The sequence below is a fragment of the Streptomyces sp. NPDC050528 genome, assembly GCF_044457795.1.
GTDB lineage: Bacteria > Actinomycetota > Actinomycetes > Streptomycetales > Streptomycetaceae > Streptomyces.
Window position 1 is genome coordinate 1,049,034 of record NZ_JBITHH010000001.1, and the last position, 22,505, is coordinate 1,071,538.

The window sequence follows — 22,505 nt, forward strand, 5'->3', positions numbered from 1 at the left end:
GGTTCCGGGGTTCCGGGGTTCCGGGGTTCCGGGGTTCCGGGGTTCCGGGGTTCCGGGGTTCCGGGGTTCCGGGGTTCCGGGGTTCCGGGGTTCCGGGGTTCCGGGTGGGCTTGGGTCGTCCCGTCCGTTCTCCTTCCGGGGCGGGGGGTTGGGCTCAGGGGACCAGTGCCCTGACCTCCTCCGCCGCGAAGCGTACGAAGCCCTCCGGGTCGGGTTCGTCGCCGGTGGGCTGGAGGACGACGGTGTCGGCGCCGGCTTCCGCGAGGCGCTGGACGGCCTTCGCGACGGTGCCCGCGTCACCGGCGACGCCAAGGTCGGGGACCGACTCCACGCCGTCGTCGGCGAGTTCGGCGCGCAGGCGGGCGGCGGCGTCGGGACCGGTGGCGGTGAGGAGATAGACGACGACCTTGTGCGGCTCGGTGCGACCGGCCGACTCCCGTCCCTCGTCGATGAGTTGACGGGCCCGGCGGACGCCGTCGGGTGGGGTGCTCGCGGTGAGGATCGTGCCGTCGGCCGCCGCGCCCGAGAGGCGGAGGGTACGGGGGCCGCCGGCACCGGCGAGGACCTCGACGGGACCGGCCGGCGGCCAGTCGAGGGCGACGTCGTCGAGCTTGACGTAGCGCCCGTCGGTCGTGAGGCGCTCCCCGCGCAACAGGGCGCGCAGCGCGTCGAGATGCTCGCGCAGCAGGGTCACCGGGGACTCGGCGCGGGCGCCGACCTGGCCCATCCAGTCCTGTACGCCGTGTCCGACGCCGATGATCGCGCGGCCCGGGAACAGCCGGTCCAGCGTGGCGACTTCCATCGCGGTGATGGCGACGTTCCGCAACGGCACGGGCAACAGGCCGACGCCGACGCGTACGTGCTCGCTCCACGCGAGCGCTGCGGCGGCGGCCGAGATCCCTCCCTCCCGGAAACAGTCCTCCCAGAGCCAGAGCTCTTCGAGCCCTGAGGCGTCGGCCAGTTGGACCACCGCCCGCAGTCGCTCGGGAGGCAGTTGGGGACGGAATACAGCGCCGAGGTCGGTCATGGTTTCTTCCTACCCGGGGAGAGTGCCGTGGACAACAGCTTTACGCGTGGCCGGAGTTGAGGTCGGCGCGCTCGTAGCGCAGCAGGACGACCCCGTTGCCGAAGGTGCGGTTCTCGGTGAGGCGGAGGGGGGTGCGGGTGTCGGAGACGGGGAACATCGGGGTGCCGCGGCCGAGGACGATCGGGTTGACGTACACCTTGATCTCGTCGACGAGGCCGAGGCGGAGGAAGGTCGCGGCGAGGTCGGCGCCGCCGAGGCCCAGGTCGCCGCCGGGCTGTTCCTTGAGGGCCAGCACCTCCTCGGGGACGACCTCGGGCACGACGGTGGTGTTCCAGTCGGCGGGGCCACTGGGCAGGGTCCGCGAGTACACGATCTTCGGCATGTCCCGCCAGATGCGCGCGAACTCGGCGATGACGGCGGGGGCTTCGGGGTCCGCGTCGGCGGTGGGCCAGTAGTCGGCCATCAACTCGTGGGTGATGCGGCCGTCGACGAAGGCACCCATGTGCTTGAGGGTGTCGTTCATGTGCTGGTGGAGTTCCTCGTCGACCCTGTGCCAGTCGATGTCGTGGCCGGGGCCCTCCATGTAGCCGTCGAGGGACACGGACATCATCAGGCTGATCTTCCGCATGGGTGCACCGCCTCGTTCGTGGCCGGCCCCGCTCGGTGCCGGGTCCACCACCGTCTCACGCGACCGCGAAGGCCCCCAGCACCACACCGGTGAACGCTCCCCCGAGCATGAACGGCCCCAGCGGGATCGCCGTCTTACGGCCCGCACGACGCAGGGCGACCATGCCGAGGCCGTAGACCGCGCCGTAGAGAATCCCCGCGAAGGCGCCCGTGACGAGCACCGGCCAGCCGTACCAGCCGAGGGCCGTGCCGAGGCCGAGGGCTAGTTTCACGTCGCCGAAGCCCATGCCGGCCGGGTTGATGAAGTACAGCACCCCGTACCCGGCCCCGAGGGCGAGTCCGCCGAGCAGGGCCGTGGGCCAGGAACCGGCGTCGCCGGGGAGCGCGGCCGCGATGCCGAGGAGGGCGGCGGTCGCCGCGGCGAGCGGGAGGGTGAGGACGTCGGGGAGCCGGTGGACCCGGAGGTCGACCAGCGCGAGGAGGACGGCGACGGGGGCGGCGAGCAGCCAGACGACGAGTTCGGGGCGGGGGCCGGTGGCGGCGGCGAGGATCGCGCAGACGAGGGCGGTGACGGTGGATACGGCGGGGGTGCGGGGGCCGTAGGGACCGCAGGCGGTGGTGCCCGGGCCGTACGGACGGCGGGCGGTGGTGACGGGCCGCGCGCCGTTGGTGTCGGTGGTGCAGCGGGCCCGGCCCAGCCAGCCGTCGAACCGGCCCGTGATCGGGTGGCCGTCGGGGCACTCCCCGTTCCAGGGTTCCTCGGGCTGTACGGAGAGGCGGTGGGCGGCGCGGGGCAGCAGGAGGCCCGAGCACGCGCCCCACAGGGCACCCACGACGATCAGAATCAGGCGCACGCGGGGACGATATCGAGCGGGCGGCGGTCGGGGCATGGGTCCGTGGGCCCATGTGGGGCCTACTCCCGTGCGGATACGGTCGGTTGACTCGGTTCACACTGGTTCAGCAGTGGCGCAGGAAGGTGACCTGGCATGGGACGACGCTGGAGTGACGGGCGCGGGAAGCTGATCGTGCACGGGGCGGCGGGGGCGGTCACCGTCCCGCTGGAGCTGGCGACCTCGTACCGGGCACGGACGAAGGGGCTGCTCGGTCGGGACGCGATCGACGGGGCGATGCTGCTCTCACCGGCGAGCAGTGTGCACACGTTCCGGATGCGGTTCCCGATCGATGTGGCTTACCTGGACCGGGACTTGAAGGTGCTCGACGTCCACACGATGAAGCGGGGGCGGCTGGGGTTGCCTCGGTTGCGGTCCCGGCATGTGGTGGAGGCGGGGGCGGGGGTTATGGCGGGGTGGGGAGTGAGGGCGGGGGTTCGGGTGTCGGTGGAGACGGAGTAGGCGGAGACGAGGTAGGGGGTGGCGGAGGCGGCAGGTCCGGTACCTGTTCCGCCACGCCGTACACCCGATACGGGTAGAGGGCCGCGTCCTCGCCGTACCCCGTCTCGATCGGCTCGATGCTGCACCTGACCACGCGTCCGTCGGGGACCGCCGCCCAGTACGCGCTCGGCGGGTAGGACTCCGCGGGGTGGAGGACCGAACTCCCCACCCTGGCCGCGATACCGAGGGCGAGGTCCGCCTCCGTGAGGTCGCCGGCGGCGGATTCGGTGACGCTGATGTCGAGGGAGAGCGCCAGGTCGCCCGGCGGCAACGGGCAGTAGGTGCAGAGCACCGGGGCCTCCCAGTCCCGGCCTTCCTGGTCCCCGTCCTCGTGCGCCACGTCGACGCGCTCGTCGGGCAGGCCGAGCAAGTCTGCCAGGGCGTGGCGGAGTTGGGCGGGTCGTGGCTCCGTCACGACGAAGAGGTTCGCGAGGAGGAGCTTCATCTGTCACCCGCTTTCCGGCAGTGTCTGTGGCACAGCCGCGGAATGTCCGCGGCGCGGTTCCAGGGGGTCACGGTGGCAGTGTCCCATCCCGGGCCGGGTGGGGTCGTGCCACGGATCGCGGTGCGGTACGGCTGTTCACCCGGCCTCCGGGAGCTCGGTGATCGGGTGGTCGGAGACGACGGCGCACAGGATCGCGGGGGCGTCGCCGTCGGACCGGCTGAGGGAGACGGCCAGTTGGCGGGTGAGGGTTTCCGGGCGGCCGGTCGGTACCGGGCCCCAGACCGCCAGGTCGCCCAACAGGTCCTCGTCGCACAGGGCTTGGAAGAGTGCGGGCATCGGGTCTCCCGCGAGCTTGCGGAAGAGCGGTACACGCATGGCGACTTGGCGGTGCGGTCCGTATCGGTCGTCCAACTGCCGGACGAGGGAGGTCAGTTGAGCCTTGTCCGCTTCTTCCGCCGCGTTCCACTCGGGTGTGTACACGCCGGTGAGCGGCTTGCCCGTCCACAGCGGGGCGATCACGAAGCCCGCGCCCCGGGTTACGGTCCACTCCCCCGTGGCCGGATCGCCCTCGCTCACGGTCGGCCCGGTCGCCGGAACGGGCCCGGTGAGCAGCGCGTCGAGGTCCGACAGCTCCCGGCCGGGTGCGGTCACAGCGTGGCCCGGTCCATGGGGCGCGGCAGGGGCCGTAGCGCGCCGGTCTCCCGCAGGCGTTCGAAGGCCCGCACCACGGCGTCCGTGTCGCCCTCCGTCGCGATGTCGAGCACAACGCCCGCGCCGGGGACGGATGTTCGGGGTGCGGTCAGGTCGGCCGGTACCAACTCGGCGCGGGCCGGGGAGAGATAGCCGACGCGGCCCACGCACGGTTCACCGACGCGGTACTCCGCCTCGTCCTCCAGCGCGTCCAGTACGTCGTCGTCGGTCACGTCGCCGAAGTCGGGCTGCCAGAACTCGGCGACAGCGGCGAGGAGTTGGGGGCCGGGCAGCTCGGTGTCCGACGGTGAGCGGATGCCGATCACCAGGGACTGGAGCAGGAACTCGGAGTCGCCGCCGGCCAGTCCGCTCACCTCGACCGTCCAGTCCGGGGCGCCCGTGGCGGTGAGGCGGAGAGCGGTGCCGGTTCCCTTCGACCAGTCGTCCGCGGCCCGGGCCTCTTGGAGGGCGGTGCGCAGGCTGTCCTCGTCCGACGGCACCGGGGCGGCCGGGGAGGCGGTGCCCGGTGCGCGGACCACCGTCCACTCCGTGGGCAGAGCGGCGTGCGGAAGGAGCCGGGTGACCTGGTCGAGTGTCGCCTTCCAGCGGTCGGCCAGCTCCTCGACCGATTCCTCCCGGGGGCCCCAGAAGCCCCTCACCAGACGTCGCATTCTCCGTCTCCGTCCCGTCGTGTCCAGTCCCTGGTTGCGCGTGCGTGTGCGGGTGTCGTAGCAGGTCCGGCTGCCGCCGTCACCCTAGTCGAGCTAGCCGAACGCCCCCGGCTTGCGCGTTCCGCCGACCGGCTTCTGCTTCTCGTAGACGACCCTGATGTCGAGGCCCTCGTCCCGGAACGCCCGCCTGGCCGCCTTCGCCACGTCGGGGTTCGAGAAGTGCCACTCGACGGGCTTGCCGCCCGCCGCCGCCACCTGCCGCCGCGCCTCGGTGGCGAACTCGGCCTTCGCGGACGGGGTCAGCTCCCCCTTGCTGGACTTGGAGAGGTAGCCCTCGTAGCCGTTCTTGGCCTCCAGATACGTCTGCCGGCCCGCGTCCCAGCCGTCGAACTCGACGTCGGGCACGCCCTTCTTGGGGTACGGGACCACGTACTCCTCGCCGCGGACCGTGCCGGTGACCTGCTCCTGGTAGCGGAGCCAGGACTCGTTCTGCCAGTTGGGCACGGGGTTGCGGTCCCGGCTCGCCCAGTAGCCGTCGCTGCCGTCGGCGTCGCCGAGCGTGTGGTTCTTCAGGTCGGCGGCCCAGTCCGGCGGGTTGTAGTTGCGCGGGTCCGAGGTGTCGCCGTGCTTGGGGTCGGGGTACTCCTTCTTCGCCGCCGCGGCCTTCGCCGCGCGTCCCGGTTCCTCCGCCCGCTTCTTGGCCAGGTAGGCCTCGCGCTCCTGCTTGCGGGCCTCCTCGGCCTCCTTCTTGGCGTCCTCGTCGCAGCCGTCCTCGGCGAGGAGGACGTACGGGGAGGACGCGCCGGCGGCCAGGACGGTGGTGCCGGTACCGGTGCCGCCGAGCAGCCCTGGACCACCGCTGTCGCCGTACGGGATCCGGTGCGCCGGGGCGCCGATCGTGCAGCCGGACTCGCGGGCCTTCTTCTCCGCCTCGTCCGCCGCATCGTCGGCTTCCTTCGCCGCCTTCTCGGCACCTTCTACGTCGCCCGCCTTGGCCGCCTTCTTGGCGTCCTCGGCCGCCTTGGAGGCTTCCTCCGCGAACTTGCCGAGCTTCCCCAGCTTGCCGACCTTGCCGAGGTCGCCGAGCTTCTCGACGACCTTGGCGCCGTCGTAGCCCGGGATGAAGAGGGAACCGACGTTCCAGAGCACGTGGCTGACGGCACGGGTCTTGTCGCCGTTGTTCCAGTCCTTGGCGACGTCGTCACCGATGAACACGTCGTAGAGAACCGTGCCGCCGGTCTTGACGGAAGCACCGGCCCAGTCCCAGAGGGCGCCGCCGTAGTCACCGTCGGACCACTTCTTGCCGGCGTCCTTGGAGTTCTTCGACCAGTCGTCGCCGAGCTGTTTGCCGTAGTCCCCGATGCCTTTCAGGGTGTCCCAGGGATGCCGCACCAGGTCGTAGATACCGGTGAGGTCACCCCAGACACCGTCGACGAAGAGGCCTTGGCCGACCTGCTTGACCTGGTCGCCGGCGCAGCCGAAGAAGGCGCCGATGCCGGAGAAGCAGCCGTCGTCTTTGTTGCCGTTGTCGTTGTCGTCCTTCTTGTCGTCGGCGGGGGCGGGGGCGGGTTTCTGGTCGCCGGTGGTGGTGCTCGTGTCGGTGGAGCCGTTGCCGGTACCGCCGTTGGTCCCGCCGTTCGCGTCGGCGTTGTTGTTGCCGGCGGTTGTATCCGTGCCCGTGTCCGTGTCGCCTCCGCCGCCTACGGCCGGGCAGGCCATGCCGGTGACCTTGCAGACCTCCGACTGGATGCCGGTGAAGATCTGGGTGCCGAGGCCGCTGACGAGCAGGGCGGTGATGAGGGCGGCGACGATGGCGATGAACCCGGCGTACTCGACCGCCGTCTGCCCGTCGTCCCGGCGCCAACGGATCAGCCGGGACAGGGAGAACGGCCGCCGCTCGACGCGGTCCAGGTCGGAAAGCCCGTACCACTGACGGCTTTCGGGGCGGGTCAGGAAGAAGAGGATCAGGATCGGGAGGAGGAGTTGCAGTCCCCCGCGGGCGGACCCGGAGACGAGGTTGACGACCCCGCCGAGGACCAACCAGCCCTGTACGGCGAGGAGTCCACGCCGGACGCGGTCCCCGCCCTCCCAACTCCGCCGGGCGAGCCACCAGCCGAGGACGCCCGGCGCGGCGGCGTACGCGACAAGGGCGATCACCTGTCCGTCGAGGGCGTCGTACGCCCCGGCGGTCATCAGCAGCCCGAGCCCACCGACGACGGTGACCACGAACAGGGCGTGCACGAGCACCAACGCGGTGACAAGCGGCACGGGCATCCCCCGCCGCCCCCTCAACTCACCTTGCCCGCCCGGCACTCCTCCGATCGAGGCCATGCTGTCTCCCCCGTCCCCCGACGTCCCTCACAACACCACTGGAGCTTTCAGAGGTTAGGGACGGGACGGTTGCCCGAGATGGGCCCGTGGACCCAAATCGACACCCAAGTCGTGGGTGGGTCCGGGGCGGTGTCACGCCTCACGGGGGTTGTAGGGGCGCGGAGTTGAGGTTCTACGGACCGCCGGTCGGCGGGATGTCGCGAACCGGGATATCAGCTCATTCGGTCGCAGCCCCGGACGACGCGATCAGTTCCTGCAGGTCTCGGACGAGGATCATTTCGTAGCGGGCGAGGGACGCGAGGTTGTCGAAGATGCGGCGGGCGGTCGCTTCCTGGCGGGCCAGGTTCGAGTCGAAGTCCCGGACCGTGAAGAGTGAGTCGTAGTTCTCGAAGGACATGCCGTGGTCCTTCTCGTACTCGTGGGTGAATTCCAACTCGACCGCCGCGTGGCCGAGGTTCGCCGCGTAGTCGATGAACTCGGAATCCACCGGGCGCAGTTCGGCGGCGCAGGCCCATGAGATGTCCGAGACGAGCCGGTCCCGGGGAGATCCGGGACGGAGGAAGACGTCATGGTATTCACTCATCAGTGCCCCCTCAGCAGCGCCTCCAGCAGACCGAACCCCGCGCCGAGTGCCGCGCCCAGCACAGTGAAGTCGTGCAGCCGACTTCCAGGAGGGCTACGACCGTTCCGCAGGCGCAGACGCCCACGAGCACGGCGAACACCTGCGCGACCCCGTACAGGGCCGCGGTCACGTGGGGCCGTCCCTCAGCTCTCCGTCCGCGGGAACGTAACCTCGACCCGCCGGTTCTTCTTGCGGCCGGCCTCCGTGGAGTTGTCGGCGATCGGGTACTGCTCGCCGTAGCCGCGGACCTCGAAGGTGATGCTCGGGTTGTTCAAGTCCGAGTCCAGGACCGCCTGTACGGCGTCGGCGCGCTGCTTGGAGAGGATGTCGCCGTGGGCGGACGAGCCGAGGTTGTCGGTGAAGCCGAAGACGCGGACCGTCGAGGCGTTCTGCTTCTTGATCTCCTCGGCGATCGCGTCGATACGGGACTTCGCCTCGGCGCTCAGCTTGGAGCTGTCCTTGCTGAAGAGGACCTCGGCCTGGAGGGCGAAGGTCACGTCCGAGTTGGTGTCCTCACGGCGTTCCTCACCGCCCTGGTCCTCCACGACCGACTTGATGTCCAGGACCTTGGGGGCGGCGAGCGTCCCGCCCTCGGGGAGTTTCAGGTCCGGGTCGTTCGGGTCGACCTGCACGGGGGCGGAGGCCGAGGCCTCGGTGCCCGGCGGCACGCTCGGGCTCGGGGTGTCGTCGGCGTGCGCGGCCACCGCGCCGACGATGTTCGCGGCGACCATGATCGTGGCGGCGGTCACGACCAGGGCGAGACGGGGAGTGGTGGTCACGGTCGCCTCATCCGGAGATCTTGATCGTGGCGACCGCGAACGTCGGCAGCTCGAAGGAGACCTCGGTCGTGGTCGTCGGCGGTGCCGGGAACTGCATGAAGACGGACAGCTCGTCGCCCGACTTGATCGTCGTCATGCCCGTCGTCGTCAGCGGACGGCCGTCCGTGTCGCGCAGCACGTAGTAGCGCTTCTTGCCCTTCGAGTCCACGAGCGTGGCGCCGCCGAGCGACGGGCCGTTCCTGATGACCTCGGTCTCGTTGCCGCTCAACGCGGCCGGAATCACGACACTTTTGTCCGCGTCGTTCTTCAGATTGCCGTTCACCGTGACGAAGCCGCCGGAGTCCCGGGTGGCTGAAGTGATGTCCAGGACAAGGCCGTTCGAGCCCTTCACCTCGGCCAAGGGCGCGTCCGACTGGCCCTCCTGAGCACTCGGATCGGATCCGCCGGTCTTGGAGGCCGACGCCGTGGTGTCCGGCTTCTTGGTGTCGTCGCCGCCACTCCCGCAGCCGGCCACGCCGAGGGCCAGACCGGCCGCGACAGCCAGGGCGACCGTCCCCCTGCGGGCCGTCGAAGTGAACCGAATGCTCATGACTCTGCTTCCCTCATCACTCGTCGTTCGCTTGTCAGTCGGCCAGATGGACGTCGAAGAGGTCCTCGGGTCCCGGTAGATCGGTGAGGTGGAGCGGATCCAGGTCCCACTCGTCGCCGTTCTTGCAGGTGAGCTTCGGCAGCACGTCGTCCCCGGCGTCCGCGCCGAGGGGAGGGAACGTGCAGAGCGACTCGATCACTGCGGTGGCATGGGCTGTCGAGTGCTGGTCCTCCGTGCCGGGGACGATCGAGTCTCCGACCGGCTTGTCACTTTCGACGGCGACCTCGTAGCCCGGGGGGAGCCCCGGTTGCCAGTGGCACCCGGCGCCGGTCATGTGGGCCTCGTTCTGGGCCGCGAGTTGGCCGGCCCGCCCGCACGAATCGACGAGTCCCGCCACGTCGCCGTCGAAGATCTCCTGCCACTTGGTCGGATCGAGTACGTCCTCCACCCACTTACCCGCGAGTTGGTCCCGGGTGTCCTGGGCCGCCGCGAGCGCCGCCGCGTCGGCGGCCGTCTGGGCGCCGCTCCGGTTCACCGCGGCCTGGCCGACCGCGACGTAGGCGAACGCGAGGAAGAGCAGACCCGCCACCACCGTGATGTAGATGGGGAAGGCCTGCCCTGCGTCGCTGTGTCTACGGGGCGGCATCAGCCGCCGGTGACCTCGGAGATCTTGTTGTTGATCGCGTCGAGGATCGTCTGCCCGATGGACGTACCCGTGATCGCCAGCACGATCGCCACGACCACCGCGATGATGCCCAGGTACTCCACCGCTGTCTGGCCCTTGTCGCCGGCTCGGCGCCGCAGGGCCGCGACGGTCGTGTTCTTCCAGCCGTTCACACGCGCCTTGGTCGCAACGGCGGTCTTCAGCATCAGGTCGCTCATGGTGTTCCCCTCCGAATGACGCGTTACCGGCTTCCTCGTCGCCGGTGCCGCTTTCGACATGAGAACGGTATGCCCGAACCACAGGTACGCCAGAGGGTCCCAGGGCCCAAAATCGGGCCCAATCGGAGTCCCGGCGTTCGCATTGGGCCCGCCCGTCACCGAACCGGGGCCGTAGGCCCGGCAGTTGGGTCCACCGTCGGCTCGTCACCGGTCCTCACCCCAGTCCTCGGGCCGAACCCGGCGCCGTACCAAGCCACTTGGCGGCGGCCTCGGAGCGGCTGGTGCTGTGGAGCTTGGCGAAGATGCGGTTGATGTGGTTCTTGACGGTCTTCTCGGAGATGAAGCAGGTGGCGGCGATCTGCTGGTTGGTCATGCCGGACGCGATGTGGTCCATGATCTCCGCCTCCCTCGCGCTCAGTTGGAACCGTGACCTGTCCGAGGACGACTGTCTCACAGTTGGTTGCAGTTGCGAAAGGCCGTGAGGCAAATTCGGGTGAGGATGGGCCGTCGAAGGCATTCTTCCGTTTGCAGTCGCACCTAGTTGAGAGTCGTAGGAGCCCAGGCCCTCGGGCAGGGAGGGACCCGTCCGCTCCTGTCGCAGCTGCGCCAGCAACGCCCCCGCCGCAGATGGCGTGAAATGGGCCCTGCCCTGCTTGATGTCCCTTACGGCGGCGACCAGTTCGTCCGCCGTGAACTCGCCGTGGACCAGATAACCGCCGGCCCCGCGCCGCAACGCCTCCTGGACGATCTCCGACTCCCTGCTGTACGTGAGCATCACGACCGGCGCGATCCGCACGAGGTACGGAAGCGCCGAGATGCCGTCCACGCCCGGCATGCGAACGTCCAGCAGGACCACGTCCGGGCGATGGAAGTGCGCCGCCTCGTACGCCTCCCGGCCGTCCGCCGCCTCCGCTACGACCGTGATGTCCGCGCGACCCGACAGCAGGGCCGTGAGGCCCGCCCGCACCACCGGGTTGTCGTCGGCCACCACGACCCGGAGGGCCGAAGTCGGGGCAGGCTGCGGGAAGTTGGGGAACGGGTTCGGTGGCGGCTGTGGCGCGCCGGGGTGGGGCGTCGACTGGTCCGGCATGGCTGCCTCCTCTCGGGTTGTCGTGTGTGGCTGTGTGCGGCTGCGTGTGTGGCTGTATGTGTGGGGGGGGGCTTGCTTACGTCTTCTACGTCCTCGGTGACGCCAAGGCTCCCAGGGGGAGTTCCAGGCGGACCTCCGTGCCCGTGTCGTGGCCGCCCCTGCCTATACGGATGCGGGCGCCGACCGACGCGGCCCGTTCGACCATGCCGACCAGGCCGAAGTGGCCTGCCCTGCGCAGCTGTTCGAGGGTCGTGCCGGCGGGGAGGCCGCGGCCGTCGTCGTAGACGCTGATGCGCAGGAGGCTGTCGTGGACCCCGGCCTCCACGTCGACCTTGGTGGGGGTCGCGTGACGGTGGGCGTTCTCCATCGCCTCCGTGGCGATGGTGAGGAGTTGGCGGGCCACGGCGGGCGGGACCGGCGGTACGCCGTGGTCGCCGGTCGGGCGGTAGGTCGTGGGCAGGCCCGTCCTGATGCTGAAGTCCCTTGTGCGGGCGGCCAGTTCGACGAGTACGTCCGTACCCTCGTCCGGGTCGGACTCCCGTCGTAGATCCGCCAGGAGTTCACGGGATTCCGCCGCCGCCCTGCGCGCCGAACGGGCCACCAACTCCGCCTGCTGCCGGATCAGGGTCGGGTTCATGTGGTCCGCGCCCGCCGAACCCACCAGGCCGTCCGCCGCGAGGGCCACACCGTGCAGGGTCTTGGCCACCGAGTCGTGCAACTCCCTTGCCAGGCGCGCCCGTTCGGCTCCTACGGCCTCCGTTACCGCGAGGCGGGCCTGGACCGTTGTCAGGGCGGTCGTGGCCTCGCCGAAGCGGAGCATCAGGTTGCGCAGGGTCACTCCCACCGCGCCGGCGATCACGCACAGGCCGGGCAACAGGAAGCTCTGCGCCACGACTCTGTGGTGGTCCGTCGCCGCGGTCTGCGCCAGCACCAGGATCACCGCCTGGAGGCTCGCGAAGCAGCCGGCGCCTCGCCAGCCGTAGACGATGCCGGCGAGGAGGGGGGTGCAGACGCTGACGTAGGCGAGCGTGCTGGTTGGCCCTGCCGAGATCAGGAGGAGGGAACCGAACAGGGTGTCCACGGCCAGGAGGGAGGGGTGGCGTAGGAGCAGGGGGCCGAAGCGTTCCCAGTCGCGGAACAGGACGTAGGACGCCATGAACGTGACCACCACGGCTGCGCCCACCAGGCGGGTGGCTACCCCGGGTGTGGCGTTCACCAGGGCGGAGGGGGCGGCGAGGGCGATCATCGCGAGGCGGAAGCCGAAGACCTGCCTGCACATTGCTTGGAGTGCGCTGATCTGGATGGGGAGGGCGACTTCCCGGCCTTCGGCCGCGAACGATTTCCCACCCGCAGCGGCCGTGCGGCCTTCGTCGTCGGGTGCGGGTGGCCCCTGTGGGGCGCCCCCACCGTCGGCGGCCAACCGTTCCACACTCGGCTGCTCCGGCGGTGCAGGCACCCCCGACAGCCTCGCCCGCACCGGTACCCACCCCTCCGGCAGCGCCGGCGTGACCGACGTGACCGGAATATCCGTCGCGCCCGACCGCACATGATCCGGCAGCACCGTCCCGGCCGGCGGAGTCGTGATCTCCGTCGGCTGGGGACGCCGCCGCAGCAGCCTCGTCCGTCCGCGTTCGTCCGTCGTCGCCATGGCCCCCGTCGCCCCCGTCCGTCCCTACTTGCCCGTGATCGTGCTGAAGTCCGTGCCGGAGCCCAGGAGAAGGCCCGCGCCGAGGAGCAGCATCGTGGCCGGGACCATGAACGTGGTGATCATCATCGTGGCCTTGGGGACCGCGCGGGCCGCCTTGCGGCGGGCGTTCTGCGCGTCCGTTCGGCGCATGTCCTTCGCCAGGGACACCAACGTGTCTACGATCGGCGCGCCCAGCTCCTCCCCCTGCTGCAACGCCGTGACGAACATGGCGACTTGCTCACTGTCGTTGCGCCGCCGGAGTTCCGTGAAGGCCGCGCGGCGGCTCATTCCCAGGTCCATCTGCCGTAGCGTGATGCGGAGTTCGTCCGCCCACGGGCCCTCGTACTTCGACGCCACGCGGTCCAGCGCCTGGCGGAAGCCCAGGCCCGCGCTCACCACGACCGCGAGCACGTCGAGGAAGTCCGGCAGGGTCCGTTCGATGACGTCCCTGCGGATGCGGATCGCCGACCAGATGCCGACCTCCGTCCAGAACGCGCCGAAGGCGAAGAGGATGACGGCGACGATGTAGTGGCCCTCCAGCAGCATCAGCAGGCCGCCGAAGCCGCCGAGGAAACCGTAGACCGCCCGGCGGGCCGCGTAGCGGTCGATGGTGAGGCCGCCGGGGTTGCCCGCGAGGTCGATCTTGCGGCGGTACTTGGCCACCAGCTTCGGGCCCATCAGGCGCAGGACCATCGGGGCGTAGCGCATGCCCAAGCGGTCGATGAGGGAGTCGACCGCGCCGGTGCGGGTCGAGCCGACCTCCAGGGCGAGGACGAGGTCGGTGGGGAGTTTCGCGTCCGCGCGGTACATGCGGATGCCCGCGAAGACGCCCCACACGCTGAGGCCCATGACCAGGGCGAGAACGAGTGCCGCCATGTCTGTTCCCCTCCCCTCAGACGTCGATGCGGGACAGGCGGCGGATGAGGATGAAGCCGACCGCGTACAGCCCGAAGGCGATGATCACGCAGGCCTGGCCGATCGGGGAGCCCGTCATCCGGTCCAGGGCACCGGGTTTGACGCCGTTCATCAGGAAGAGGGCGCCCACGCCCATCACCGGAACGGCGTACGACGTCATGTTGACCTGGGAGAGCTGGGTGCGGACCTCGCGCCGGGTCTCCTTGCGCTCCTCCAGGGTCTCCGTGAGGTTCCGCAGGGCGCTCACCACCTGGCCGCCCGCTCGGTTCGAGAGCACCAATGTCGTTACCAGGACCACTAGTTCGCGGGACGGGAGCCTGTCCGCCAGCTCGCTCAGCGCGTCGTCCATCGAGGCGCCCACCGCCAACTGGTTGGCCACCTTGGCGAGTTCCTCCCCGGCCGGTGCCTCCAGCTCCTCCGCCGCCATGCTGATCGCGGTGCGCAGCGCGAGCCCGGCGTGCGTGGCGTTGGCCATGATGCGGGCCAGTTCGGGGAGTTGGTTGATGAACTTCTCGATGCGCTTCTGGCGCTGCCAGTTGAGGAACTGGATCGCCACCCCGATGCCCAACAGGCCTGCTATCGGCCCGAAGAAGGGGGCCAAGGACGCCTGTCCGATCAGCCAGAGCGCCGCCACCGTGGCCAGCATGTAGACGAAGAACTCGCCCGGCGTCATGTCCAACCCCGTTGCCGCCAGGCGGAGTTCGAGCTGCCTGCCGAGCCTGGTGCGGCGCAGTCTGCGGTCCAGGTCGCGGAAGCGGCGGGTGCGGCCCACCTGGATCTGGCCGGTCGAGGAGAGCCGGTCGACCAGGGCCGCGCGCTGCGCCTTGCCCATGGCGTAGGCGTGCAGGCCGGCCACGCCCAGGACACAGGTCAGCAGGGTGATGCCGGTGGTGAGCGTGACGATCGTCTGGAGATCCATGGGGTCGGTCCCTACCTACTGGCTTCTCTGAGGGCGAGCTGTTCCGCGGTGTGGGCGACGCCGAAGGCCTGCGGCAGGGGCTGGCTCGCCATGTAGAGCCGGTCGGCGGTGCGGCGGGAGAGCGGGAAGTACTCGAAGGTGCCGTAGACCCGGCCGTCGGCGGAGATGGGCTGCGGGCTGAAGCGGGCCACCGTCGCCAGCCGGTACGGCTCGCTGCCGTGGCTGTCGAGGAGGGCGATCTCGGTGATGCGGCGGGCGCCGTCGGCGAAGCGGGTGAGCTGGATGATGACGTCGATGGCGCTGTTGATCTGGTCGTGCAGCGCCTCGAAGGGGATCTCCACCTCGGACATGGACGCCAGGGTCTTCAACCGCATCAGCGCGTCCTCCGCGCTGTTCGCGTGGACCGTGGCGAGCGAGCCGTCGTGGCCCGTCGACATCGCCTGGAGCATGTCCAACGATTCGCCGCCTCGGACCTCTCCTACGACGATCCGGTCGGGGCGCATGCGGAGGGAGTTGCGCACCAGGTCGCGGATCGTGACCTGGCCCTTGCCCTCGACGTTCGGCGGGCGGGCCTCCAGGCGGATCACGTGCGACTGCTGGAGCTGGAGTTCGGCGGAGTCCTCGATGGTGATGATGCGCTCGGTCTCCGGGATGAGGCCGGAGAGCGCGTTGAGGAGGGTCGTCTTCCCGGTGCCCGTCGCGCCCGACACGATGATGTTGAACTTCGCGTGCACCAACCCCGCGAGGAGATACAGCATGTGCTCGTCCAGCGAGCCGAAGCCGACCATCTCCTGGAGCGTGAAGGAGCGCGGGAAGCGGCGGATGGTGAGCGTGGCGCCGGTCAACGACAGGGGCGGGATGATCACGTTGACACGCTCGCCGGACGGCAGGCGCGCGTCGACCATCGGATTCGACTCGTCCACACGGCGGTTGACCGTCGACACGATCCGCTCGATCGTCTGCATCAGCTGGTCGTGCGAGGGGAAGCGGAGCGGCAACTGCTCGACGCGGCCGCCCCGTTCGACGAAGATCGCGTCCGGGCCGTTGACCATGATCTCGGTGATCGACGCGTCTTCGAGGAGCGGTTCGAGTATGCCGAGGCCGAGCGCCTCGTCGACGACCCGGCGGATCAACTGCGAGCGCTCGACGGTCGAGAGGACCGGTCCCTCACGGCTGATGATGTGCCCGAGTACCCGCTCCAGACGGGCCCGTCGCTCGGCGGCGGCCAGCGCGCTCATCTCCGCGAGGTCGATCTCCTCCAGGAGTTTGGCGCGGTACGAGGCGACCATGTGGCCGTCCTCGCCCCGATGCCCGTTCTCCTCGGGATGGTTGACGCGTTCCCGCAGACCCATGAGTGCTGTGCTCCTCGCTCCTTGTTCAGTCGAACCCAGTTGTTCTCAGTTGTTGTTCTCAGTTGTTGTTCTCTGTCGTTCAGTGGTCGAGCGGCATCGTGGCGGTCTTGCTGGCGTCCCCGAAGCCGTCGTAACCGGGGATGACCGACGGGATGTGGATGGTGGCGGTGACCGAGACCGTGTCGCCGCCGAACGACGCCGGGCAGCTGACCGAGAGCCAGTCGCTGACGGCCTCGCTGCACGCCGGCTGCGCCCCCTGCCGCAGCGAGGCACTGCGCGCCCCCGCCCGGGCCGCCGTTCCCGCCTGTTCCGCGGTGTACGCGACCAGCCCGAGCTGCACCGCCGCCAGCGTGACGAGGATCAGAACGGGGATGAACCCGAGGTATTCGATGGCGACTTGACCGCGGTCGCGCGCTCGGAGGCCGTGGAACATGTCAGTCCTTCGCCTCCTCTACGGCGCCCGCGTGACCGTGCACCGTGAAGGGGAAGGCGATCGAGCCCGGGAAGAGGATGGGCACCTTGAGGTCGACGTCGGCCGTGACGAAACCCGTGCCTCCGCAGGTCACCGTGGCGTCCCCCTTCCACGCGCCGTCCAGCTTGGCGAGCCCCGCCTGCCGGCAGGCGGCCTCCCGGTCCCCCGGGGCGGCTGCCGTCCCCGCGCGCACCGCCTCGTCCGCAGCATTCCCCGCGAGCGTGAAGGTGTACCCCACCAGCACGAACTGCCACATCAGCACCAGCGTCAGAATGATCAGCGGGGTCATGCCGAGGAACTCGATGGTGGTCTGGCCCCGGTCCCGGTCCCTGTCCCGGCCCCTGTCCCGCTCCCGCTCCCGCGCGGAGATCAATGGCATACGCATCCCCCTCACTCCCCTCACTCCCTACGACGCCGGAAGCTCACCGAGCCGCGATCGCCGCCGCCCCGCGACCGCCCGCTCTTCTGGGCGACTTCGGAGACCTTGACCAGTCCGAGTTCGCCCGCGAGACCCCAAAGGGCCTGTTTCACCACGCTCTTGTTGTCGAGTTCGTGCAGGCGGCCGGCGTCCACCGCGCCCTGGAGTTCCTTGAAGTTGGCGGGGATCGCGGTGGCGGCGACCGTGGTGCCGGTGATGCGCTGGATGAGCGCCGGCTGGATCTCGGTGCCGCGCGTGTAGCGGTTGACGACGATGGTCGTCTCCTCGGCCTTGCGGATCTGCAGCCGGTCCCACATGCGGACGGTGCGCTTCGCGGCGCGTACGGCGACCACGTCCGGGGTGGTGAACAGCAGTGCGGTGTCGGCCATTTCGACGGCGGCCGCGCTCGCGCCGCTCATCTGGGCGCCGCAGTCGATGACGACGACCTCGTAGCGGGAGCGCAGCGCGCTGACGATCTGGCGGGCGGCCCGGTCGGTGACCTCCTCGCCGCGTTCGCCCTCGCCGGGGGCGAGCAGCAGCGCGATGCCCGTGTCGTGCCGGAAGACGGCGTCGGCCAGGACCCGCGGCGAGATGTCGGTGATCGCGGCGAGGTCGACGACCGAGCGGCGGAACTGGACGTCCAGGAAGGAGGCGATGTCGCCGGTCTGGAGGTCCATGTCGACGAGCGCGACGGTACGGCCCGACGCCTGGGCGGCGAGGGCGAGTTGGATCGCGGCGAGGGTGGCGCCGACCCCGCCCTTGGCGCCGCTGACCGTGACGACGGTCCCGCCGACCCCGGTGAACACGTCGCCGCCGTGGCCCAGATGGCGCCGGACGCCCACCGACCAGGCGGCGACGGCCTGGACGCGGTTGGCCAACTCCTCGTAGCTCAGCGGGAGGGCGATGAGGCCGCGGGCGCCGGCGTCCATGGCGGCCTGGAAGAGGCCGGGGCTGGCGTCGGTGGTGACGAGGATGACGCCCACCGCGGGGAAGCGCAGCGCGACCTCGCGGACCAGCTCCAACGCCGGGACGGGACCGATGCGTTCATGCACCACCACGACCTCGGGCAGCTCGTCGACGGACTCGGCGGCGAGCCGGGCCAGGGTGTCGATGAGCTGCGTCGAGTCGGCCACCGGGGCCACCGGGTCGGCGTCCGGGAGCTGACTGAGCAGGGTCGTGATGGCGCGGATGGCGTCCGCGTCTCCGACCGCCGGAAGAATCCTGGTGGGCATGCGGGCCTCTCACTTGTCCTTCGCGAGTTCGTACGTCCGGTCCTTGTCGGGGACGGTCGTATCGGTGCCGGGTGCCACCAGCGCGAGCCGCACCCGCTCGGCGAACGACTCGGCGTAGGTGATCCGTTGGGCGTCGAGCGTGGAGAGCGCGAAGGTGATCGGCACGCCGTTGGTCGACTGCTGCTGGTTCTTGTCGCTGTTGCTGCCGGGGTCGAGCGCGGTGATGTGGCCGACGTCGATGACCTTCGCGTTGGTCACGATGATCTTCGACTGGTCGGGGTCGCCCTCTTTCGCGCCCGCGAAGGTGGCGTAGACGTTGACCGTCGAGCCCGGGGTGATCTTGCCGGCGACGCCGGTCGCCGCGTCGATCATGATGGCGACCTCCTGCTCCCCCGGCTGCAGGGCGGGCTGGTCCACGATCATGTCGGTCTGCAGCAGGGAGCCCCCGCGCAGGGTGGTCACCGCGATCTTGCCCTGGATCTGCCGGAGATCGGTCACGGCGGTGTCCGACAGCCACCGCTTGGGCATCTCGATCTTCTTGAACTGCGCGGCGGTCAGGGCCGTGTAGGGCGCCACGTTGCCCTTGACCTGGTACGCCGTGACCTCGGGGCCGACCTTGGACTTCACGTCACGGATGACGGAGAGGACGCCGGCGAACGCGCCGAGGGCGCAGATGACCGACAGGAGCAGGAGTATCACGCCGCGGCGCTGACGGGAGTTCATGAACCGTACAACCTCATTGGGGATATCGGTCGAGCGGAGATGAGCGGATCGAGCGGGAGCGAACCGGGCCGAGCGAATCGTGTGCTGTAAGCGTGTCCTGTGAGTTGAGGACTTATCCGCTCGATGTTTGGTTCTCGTGAACGGGCGGGGTGGCGCAACAGAAGACACAACGGTCGCCGATGACGTCGATACCGCACCAGTGGCACACGGACTGCCGTACAGAGGTGACCAGTTGGTACAGCACCGACAGGTCGGGCAGATAGGTACAGAACTCGATCAGTCTGTTCGTACCCCACCAACTCACCGATTCGGCGGGCAGGGTCGCCTCGCGCAGCCCCATCGCGTTCCACGCCGGGGCGAGGGTGGTGCCGATCCAGTCGGACTGGAGCTGCCCCTTGGCGACCAGCATCCAGGTGCCGAACTCCGGCCCCTCCAGGGCGGCTCCGGGGCCGACCCGGACCAACTGCGGCTCGGGGTGGGCGATCACCGCGAACTGGCTGCCGGGCACCCAGGACTTGGCGTGCTGCTTGAGGCCGACGGGGACCCGGTCCAGTTTGGTGACCGAGCCGAGGAGCGCGCCGGCGTGGATGTAGTGCGTGAGCAGCCGGCCCGCCGAGGCGAGCACGCCGGGACTGAGGTCGCAGGACGCCAGCTGCCTCAACTGCCGGGCCAGGACGGCGAGTCCGAGCGGGGGCAGATTCGGGCGGAACAGGGCGATCCGGTCGCTCTCCAGGATGGACCGGATCGTGTGCAGCCGTCGGTCGACACCCTCGGACACGGCCTGCGAGGACACGACGACGACATGCCCGTGCTGGTCGATCAGGGCCTGCATCTCCGACAGCGCCTGGTCCAGCGGTCGTTGATCGAGGTCCCGCAGGACGACGGCGGGCAGGGTCCGTTCGTCCTGTGCTGGCAGCGCCATGTCGGCGCTGGTCACGGCAATGGCAGTTGGCACGCGCAGCTCCCCGTCTCACGCCTGTCGGCCCACCGGCATTACTCCGGCACACCGAGTTGACTTCACTGCGTGACTACCTCAGCACTGTAACCACGCCCCTGTGACCGGAGAACAGCGTTTCTGTAGCTGTGCGGCAACTGTCATCGCACACAACACGCCAAAACGGGGCAGGTCACGCATCCGATCGCGACGGGAACGCCGCGACCGACGTCGGCGAAGTTGGTCTGGACCTCTTGACATCAGATTGGTCTGGACCAACTCTGGACTTCCAGCGGTGGCCACCGTCGGCACAGTCACAGTCACAGCCCCCTCCAACTCCCCCACCGGAGGCATCAGTGGACCGCGCACCAGGCATGCCCGTACTCGGAAAAAGACGTCTGTGGGCCGGGGTCGCCCTGGCCGCCCTCGCCCTCTCCTTCGCGGGCACCGGCCAGGCGTCCGCCGCCGACATCAACAACGCCAAGAACGCCGGCTTCGAGTCGGGTCTGACCAACTGGACCTGTACGGCGGGCAGCGGCACGACCGTCTCGTCCCCGGTGCACAGCGGCGCGGCGGCCCTGAAGGCCACCCCGGCCGGCCAGGACAACGCCCAGTGCAGCGAGTCGGTGGCGGTGAAGCCCAACTCGACGTACACGCTGAGCGCTTGGGTGCAGGGCGGCTACTCCTACCTGGGCGTGACAGGCACGGGCACGACGGACGTCTCGACATGGACCCCCGACACCACGTCGTGGAAGCAGCTCTCGACGACATTCACTACGGGCGCGTCCACCACGTCCGTCTCGGTGTACACGCACGGCTGGTACGGCCAGGCCGCGTACTACGCGGACGACATCTCGGTCTACGGCCCGGACGGCGGCGGTGGCAGCGACCCGGCCCCGACGGTCCCGGCGACACCGACAGGCGTGAGCGTCTCCTCTACGACTTCTTCCTCGGTCTCCCTCGCGTGGAGCGCGGTGTCGGGAGCGACGGGCTACAACGTCTACCAGAACGGCACGAAGATCACGGCGGTGACGGGAACGTCCGCCACGGTCACGGGACTTGCGGCCTCCACGTCGTACTCCTTCCAGGTCACGGCGACCAACTCGGCCGGTGAGTCGGGGAAGTCGACGGCGGTGACGGGCACGACCACGGCGACGGGCGGCGGAGGCGGCGGCACCCTGCCGAAGCACGCGGTGACCGGCTACTGGCAGAACTTCAACAACGGCGCGACCGTGCAGAAGCTCTCGGCCGTCTCCTCGCAGTACGACATCATCGCGGTGGCCTTCGCGGACGCGACCTCGACGCCGGGCGCGGTCTCCTTCACGCTCGACTCGTCCGGCCTCGGCGGCTACACGGTCGACCAGTTCAAGGCGGACATCGCGGCCGAGCACGCGGCCGGCAAGAAGGTGATCATCTCGATCGGCGGCCAGAACGGCACGATCTCGGTGAGCGACTCGACGTCCGCGACGAACTTCGCCAACTCGGTCTACTCCCTGATGCAGACGTACGGCTTCGACGGCGTCGACATCGACCTGGAGAACGGCATCAACGCGACCTACATGACACAGGCGTTGAGGTCTCTGTCGTCGAAGGCGGGCTCGTCGCTCGTCATCACGATGGCCCCCCAGACGATCGACATGCAGTCCACGTCGAACGCGTACTTCCAGACGGCCCTGAACATCAAGGACATCCTCACGGTCGTCAACATGCAGTACTACAACAGCGGCACGATGCTCGGCTGCGACGGCAAGGTCTACGGCCAGGGCACGGTGGACTTCCTCACCGCCCTCGCCTGCATCCAGCTCCAGGGCGGCCTCGCCCCGTCCCAGGTCGGCCTGGGCCTCCCGGCCTCCACGAGCGCGGCCGGCAGCGGCTACGTCTCCCCCACCATCGTGAACAACGCCCTCGACTGCCTCACCGCCGGCACCAACTGCGGCACCTTCAAGCCGTCGAAGACGTACCCCGACCTGCGGGGCGCGATGACGTGGTCCACCAACTGGGATGCGGCCGCGGGCAGTTCGTGGTCGAACTCGGTGGGGGCGCATGTGCACGCGCTGCCGTAAAGGGCTGAGGTAGCAGGTACCGAACGACAGGGACGAGGGGCCGGCCGATCATGTGCCGATTCCCCTCGTCCCTGCATAGATTGCCGCCATGGGACTCTTCGACAAACTGACCGGAACCGAGCACCCCCCGGCCGGACTCGCGCCGCTCCCGGCCGAGGAAGTGCGGGCGGCCCTGCTCGGCCTCAACCAGCCCGACGTTCCGTACGTCATCCGCTACGGCGCCGCGGAACAGGCCGATCTGGTGGCCGAGTTGCGGATCGCCGAGCCCGCCTGGCGGAACTTCTTCGTCCAGTCCCAGCTCACTCACGCGGTCAGGATCCGGCTGCGGCTGAACCGGAAGGACCACGAGGTGCGCGTACTGGAGGAACAGCGCGAGGTCACCCGGGTCGGGAATCCACCGAGCCTCCGGATCGCGTCGAGCTATTCGCGCGGGCCGGACAGGACCGTCACGCGCCGCTGGACCGTCGGACGCGGGGACGACGGACGCCTCGGCGCGACGGAGACCTTCCGCTTCTCCGCCTCGGACCTGCGCACTCCCCTGAAGGACACCGTCCTCAACTCGGGCTGGACCTGGCGGTCGGTGATCTTCGGCAAGCTGTGACACCGACGGCGGGTCCGTAGAGGTCGGCTCCGTAGCTATCAGCTC

General features: G+C 69.7%; 26 protein-coding genes. 3 read left to right on the top strand and 23 right to left on the bottom strand.

The window, feature by feature from the left end; translation table 11 throughout:
- Window positions 1–154 precede the first annotated feature (154 nt).
- The 3 genes from ACIBK4_RS04795 to ACIBK4_RS04805 are packed head-to-tail and all read right to left on the bottom strand — an operon-like array spanning window position 155 to window position 2,508.
- On the bottom strand, window positions 155–1,027 hold the full coding sequence (locus ACIBK4_RS04795; RefSeq protein WP_398992105.1) for an LLM class flavin-dependent oxidoreductase: 873 nt from the start codon (window positions 1,025–1,027) through the stop codon (window positions 155–157).
- A gap of 40 nt (window positions 1,028–1,067) precedes the next feature.
- The gene (locus ACIBK4_RS04800) at window positions 1,068–1,655 is read right to left on the bottom strand and encodes a dihydrofolate reductase family protein (RefSeq protein WP_398992107.1); all 588 of its coding nucleotides are present in this window, start codon (window positions 1,653–1,655) and stop codon (window positions 1,068–1,070) included.
- 55 nt (window positions 1,656–1,710) lie between these two features.
- Entirely contained in the window at window positions 1,711–2,508 is a 798-nt protein-coding gene (locus tag ACIBK4_RS04805; protein ID WP_398992109.1) for a prepilin peptidase, read from the bottom strand.
- A 132-nt stretch (window positions 2,509–2,640) separates the two neighbouring features.
- Here ACIBK4_RS04805 and ACIBK4_RS04810 point away from each other — a divergent pair, with 132 nt between their 5' ends.
- Window positions 2,641–3,006: a DUF192 domain-containing protein gene (locus ACIBK4_RS04810; RefSeq protein WP_398992111.1), complete on the top strand. Its 366-nt coding sequence runs from the start codon at window positions 2,641–2,643 to the stop codon at window positions 3,004–3,006.
- On the opposite strand, the gene ACIBK4_RS04815 is transcribed toward ACIBK4_RS04810, so the two are convergent.
- The 20 genes from ACIBK4_RS04815 to ACIBK4_RS04910 all read right to left on the bottom strand — a co-directional run bounded on the left by ACIBK4_RS04815 (window position 2,951) and on the right by ACIBK4_RS04910 (window position 19,784).
- On the bottom strand, window positions 2,951–3,490 hold the full coding sequence (locus ACIBK4_RS04815; protein ID WP_398992113.1) for a hypothetical protein: 540 nt from the start codon (window positions 3,488–3,490) through the stop codon (window positions 2,951–2,953). The genes ACIBK4_RS04810 and ACIBK4_RS04815 overlap by 56 nt on opposite strands.
- A 135-nt stretch (window positions 3,491–3,625) precedes the next feature.
- Complete coding sequence (locus ACIBK4_RS04820) at window positions 3,626–4,141, bottom strand: hypothetical protein (protein WP_398992115.1); 516 nt, start codon at window positions 4,139–4,141, stop codon at window positions 3,626–3,628.
- Entirely contained in the window at window positions 4,138–4,851 is a 714-nt protein-coding gene (locus tag ACIBK4_RS04825) for a hypothetical protein (RefSeq protein ID WP_398992117.1), read from the bottom strand. Before ACIBK4_RS04825 ends, ACIBK4_RS04820 begins: the two co-directional genes overlap by 4 nt.
- A gap of 93 nt (window positions 4,852–4,944) precedes the next feature.
- Window positions 4,945–7,182, bottom strand: a complete 2,238-nt coding sequence (locus tag ACIBK4_RS04830; RefSeq protein WP_398992119.1) for a Tox-REase-5 domain-containing protein — start codon at window positions 7,180–7,182, stop codon at window positions 4,945–4,947.
- A 217-nt stretch (window positions 7,183–7,399) separates the two neighbouring features.
- Entirely contained in the window at window positions 7,400–7,765 is a 366-nt protein-coding gene (locus ACIBK4_RS04835) for a hypothetical protein (RefSeq protein ID WP_398992120.1), read from the bottom strand.
- 10 nt (window positions 7,766–7,775) lie between these two features.
- Complete coding sequence (locus ACIBK4_RS04840) at window positions 7,776–7,934, bottom strand: hypothetical protein (RefSeq protein ID WP_398992122.1); 159 nt, start codon at window positions 7,932–7,934, stop codon at window positions 7,776–7,778.
- A gap of 13 nt (window positions 7,935–7,947) precedes the next feature.
- Window positions 7,948–8,583 (bottom strand): OmpA family protein, encoded by a 636-nt coding sequence (locus tag ACIBK4_RS04845; protein ID WP_398992124.1) that lies wholly within the window; start codon window positions 8,581–8,583, stop codon window positions 7,948–7,950.
- Window positions 8,584–8,590: 7 nt separating this feature from the next.
- Entirely contained in the window at window positions 8,591–9,172 is a 582-nt protein-coding gene (locus tag ACIBK4_RS04850; RefSeq protein WP_366431348.1) for a hypothetical protein, read from the bottom strand.
- 34 nt (window positions 9,173–9,206) lie between these two features.
- Window positions 9,207–9,818, bottom strand: a complete 612-nt coding sequence (locus ACIBK4_RS04855; protein WP_398992127.1) for a pilus assembly protein TadG-related protein — start codon at window positions 9,816–9,818, stop codon at window positions 9,207–9,209.
- Window positions 9,818–10,054, bottom strand: a complete 237-nt coding sequence (locus tag ACIBK4_RS04860) for a hypothetical protein (protein WP_366431346.1) — start codon at window positions 10,052–10,054, stop codon at window positions 9,818–9,820. Before ACIBK4_RS04860 ends, ACIBK4_RS04855 begins: the two co-directional genes overlap by 1 nt.
- 214 nt (window positions 10,055–10,268) lie before the next feature.
- The gene (locus ACIBK4_RS04865) at window positions 10,269–11,144 is read right to left on the bottom strand and encodes a response regulator (RefSeq protein ID WP_398992129.1); all 876 of its coding nucleotides are present in this window, start codon (window positions 11,142–11,144) and stop codon (window positions 10,269–10,271) included.
- An 85-nt stretch (window positions 11,145–11,229) separates the two neighbouring features.
- A complete protein-coding gene (locus tag ACIBK4_RS04870) occupies window positions 11,230–12,792 on the bottom strand; it encodes a sensor histidine kinase (RefSeq protein ID WP_398992131.1) in 1,563 nt (520 codons plus the stop codon).
- Between the two features lie 24 nt (window positions 12,793–12,816).
- Window positions 12,817–13,707: a DUF5936 domain-containing protein gene (locus ACIBK4_RS04875; protein WP_398992133.1), complete on the bottom strand. Its 891-nt coding sequence runs from the start codon at window positions 13,705–13,707 to the stop codon at window positions 12,817–12,819.
- Between the two features lie 16 nt (window positions 13,708–13,723).
- Window positions 13,724–14,665, bottom strand: coding sequence for a type II secretion system F family protein (locus tag ACIBK4_RS04880; RefSeq protein ID WP_398992135.1), 942 nt, complete (start codon window positions 14,663–14,665; stop codon window positions 13,724–13,726).
- 11 nt (window positions 14,666–14,676) lie between these two features.
- On the bottom strand, window positions 14,677–16,017 hold the full coding sequence (locus ACIBK4_RS04885) for a CpaF family protein (protein ID WP_033285200.1): 1,341 nt from the start codon (window positions 16,015–16,017) through the stop codon (window positions 14,677–14,679).
- A gap of 79 nt (window positions 16,018–16,096) precedes the next feature.
- On the bottom strand, window positions 16,097–16,450 hold the full coding sequence (locus tag ACIBK4_RS04890) for a TadE/TadG family type IV pilus assembly protein (protein WP_390157537.1): 354 nt from the start codon (window positions 16,448–16,450) through the stop codon (window positions 16,097–16,099).
- 1 nt (window position 16,451) lies between these two features.
- Window positions 16,452–16,868 (bottom strand): TadE/TadG family type IV pilus assembly protein, encoded by a 417-nt coding sequence (locus ACIBK4_RS04895; RefSeq protein WP_398992945.1) that lies wholly within the window; start codon window positions 16,866–16,868, stop codon window positions 16,452–16,454.
- Between the two features lie 20 nt (window positions 16,869–16,888).
- Window positions 16,889–18,139 (bottom strand): CpaE family protein, encoded by a 1,251-nt coding sequence (locus ACIBK4_RS04900; RefSeq protein WP_398992137.1) that lies wholly within the window; start codon window positions 18,137–18,139, stop codon window positions 16,889–16,891.
- 9 nt (window positions 18,140–18,148) lie between these two features.
- Window positions 18,149–18,862 carry a Flp pilus assembly protein CpaB gene (gene cpaB, locus ACIBK4_RS04905; RefSeq protein WP_398992139.1) on the bottom strand — a complete coding sequence of 238 codons (714 nt, stop codon included), beginning with the start codon at window positions 18,860–18,862 and terminating at the stop codon, window positions 18,149–18,151.
- A gap of 112 nt (window positions 18,863–18,974) precedes the next feature.
- A complete protein-coding gene (locus ACIBK4_RS04910) occupies window positions 18,975–19,784 on the bottom strand; it encodes a hypothetical protein (protein ID WP_398992947.1) in 810 nt (269 codons plus the stop codon).
- A 386-nt stretch (window positions 19,785–20,170) separates the two neighbouring features.
- Between ACIBK4_RS04910 and ACIBK4_RS04915 the strand changes: the two genes are divergently transcribed.
- A complete protein-coding gene (locus ACIBK4_RS04915; RefSeq protein WP_398992949.1) occupies window positions 20,171–21,859 on the top strand; it encodes a chitinase in 1,689 nt (562 codons plus the stop codon).
- Window positions 21,860–21,947: 88 nt separating this feature from the next.
- Entirely contained in the window at window positions 21,948–22,460 is a 513-nt protein-coding gene (locus tag ACIBK4_RS04920; RefSeq protein WP_398992141.1) for a hypothetical protein, read from the top strand.
- The last annotated feature ends 45 nt before the right edge of the window (window positions 22,461–22,505 follow it).

Excerpts from the sequence above, each read along its gene's own strand:
- ACIBK4_RS04810 (WP_398992111.1), top strand. The coding sequence starts at position 2,641 with ATGGGACGACGCTGGAGTGACGGGCGCGGGAAGCTGATCGTGCACGGG.
- ACIBK4_RS04910 (WP_398992947.1), bottom strand. The coding sequence starts at position 19,784 with ATGGCGCTGCCAGCACAGGACGAACGGACCCTGCCCGCCGTCGTCCTG.
- ACIBK4_RS04800 (WP_398992107.1), bottom strand. The coding sequence starts at position 1,655 with ATGCGGAAGATCAGCCTGATGATGTCCGTGTCCCTCGACGGCTACATG.
- ACIBK4_RS04865 (WP_398992129.1), bottom strand. The coding sequence starts at position 11,144 with ATGCCGGACCAGTCGACGCCCCACCCCGGCGCGCCACAGCCGCCACCG.
- cpaB (WP_398992139.1), bottom strand. The coding sequence starts at position 18,862 with ATGAACTCCCGTCAGCGCCGCGGCGTGATACTCCTGCTCCTGTCGGTC.
- ACIBK4_RS04890 (WP_390157537.1), bottom strand. The coding sequence starts at position 16,450 with ATGTTCCACGGCCTCCGAGCGCGCGACCGCGGTCAAGTCGCCATCGAA.
- ACIBK4_RS04830 (WP_398992119.1), bottom strand. The coding sequence starts at position 7,182 with ATGGCCTCGATCGGAGGAGTGCCGGGCGGGCAAGGTGAGTTGAGGGGG.
- ACIBK4_RS04920 (WP_398992141.1), top strand. The coding sequence starts at position 21,948 with ATGGGACTCTTCGACAAACTGACCGGAACCGAGCACCCCCCGGCCGGA.
- ACIBK4_RS04880 (WP_398992135.1), bottom strand. The coding sequence starts at position 14,665 with ATGGATCTCCAGACGATCGTCACGCTCACCACCGGCATCACCCTGCTG.
- ACIBK4_RS04875 (WP_398992133.1), bottom strand. The coding sequence starts at position 13,707 with ATGGCGGCACTCGTTCTCGCCCTGGTCATGGGCCTCAGCGTGTGGGGC.
- ACIBK4_RS04850 (WP_366431348.1), bottom strand. The coding sequence starts at position 9,172 with ATGAGCATTCGGTTCACTTCGACGGCCCGCAGGGGGACGGTCGCCCTG.
- ACIBK4_RS04825 (WP_398992117.1), bottom strand. The coding sequence starts at position 4,851 with ATGCGACGTCTGGTGAGGGGCTTCTGGGGCCCCCGGGAGGAATCGGTC.
- ACIBK4_RS04815 (WP_398992113.1), bottom strand. The coding sequence starts at position 3,490 with ATGAAGCTCCTCCTCGCGAACCTCTTCGTCGTGACGGAGCCACGACCC.
- ACIBK4_RS04855 (WP_398992127.1), bottom strand. The coding sequence starts at position 9,818 with ATGCCGCCCCGTAGACACAGCGACGCAGGGCAGGCCTTCCCCATCTAC.
- ACIBK4_RS04900 (WP_398992137.1), bottom strand. The coding sequence starts at position 18,139 with ATGCCCACCAGGATTCTTCCGGCGGTCGGAGACGCGGACGCCATCCGC.
- ACIBK4_RS04835 (WP_398992120.1), bottom strand. The coding sequence starts at position 7,765 with ATGAGTGAATACCATGACGTCTTCCTCCGTCCCGGATCTCCCCGGGAC.
- ACIBK4_RS04795 (WP_398992105.1), bottom strand. The coding sequence starts at position 1,027 with ATGACCGACCTCGGCGCTGTATTCCGTCCCCAACTGCCTCCCGAGCGA.
- ACIBK4_RS04915 (WP_398992949.1), top strand. The coding sequence starts at position 20,171 with ATGCCCGTACTCGGAAAAAGACGTCTGTGGGCCGGGGTCGCCCTGGCC.
- ACIBK4_RS04895 (WP_398992945.1), bottom strand. The coding sequence starts at position 16,868 with ATGCCATTGATCTCCGCGCGGGAGCGGGAGCGGGACAGGGGCCGGGAC.
- ACIBK4_RS04885 (WP_033285200.1), bottom strand. The coding sequence starts at position 16,017 with ATGGGTCTGCGGGAACGCGTCAACCATCCCGAGGAGAACGGGCATCGG.
- ACIBK4_RS04860 (WP_366431346.1), bottom strand. The coding sequence starts at position 10,054 with ATGAGCGACCTGATGCTGAAGACCGCCGTTGCGACCAAGGCGCGTGTG.
- ACIBK4_RS04870 (WP_398992131.1), bottom strand. The coding sequence starts at position 12,792 with ATGGCGACGACGGACGAACGCGGACGGACGAGGCTGCTGCGGCGGCGT.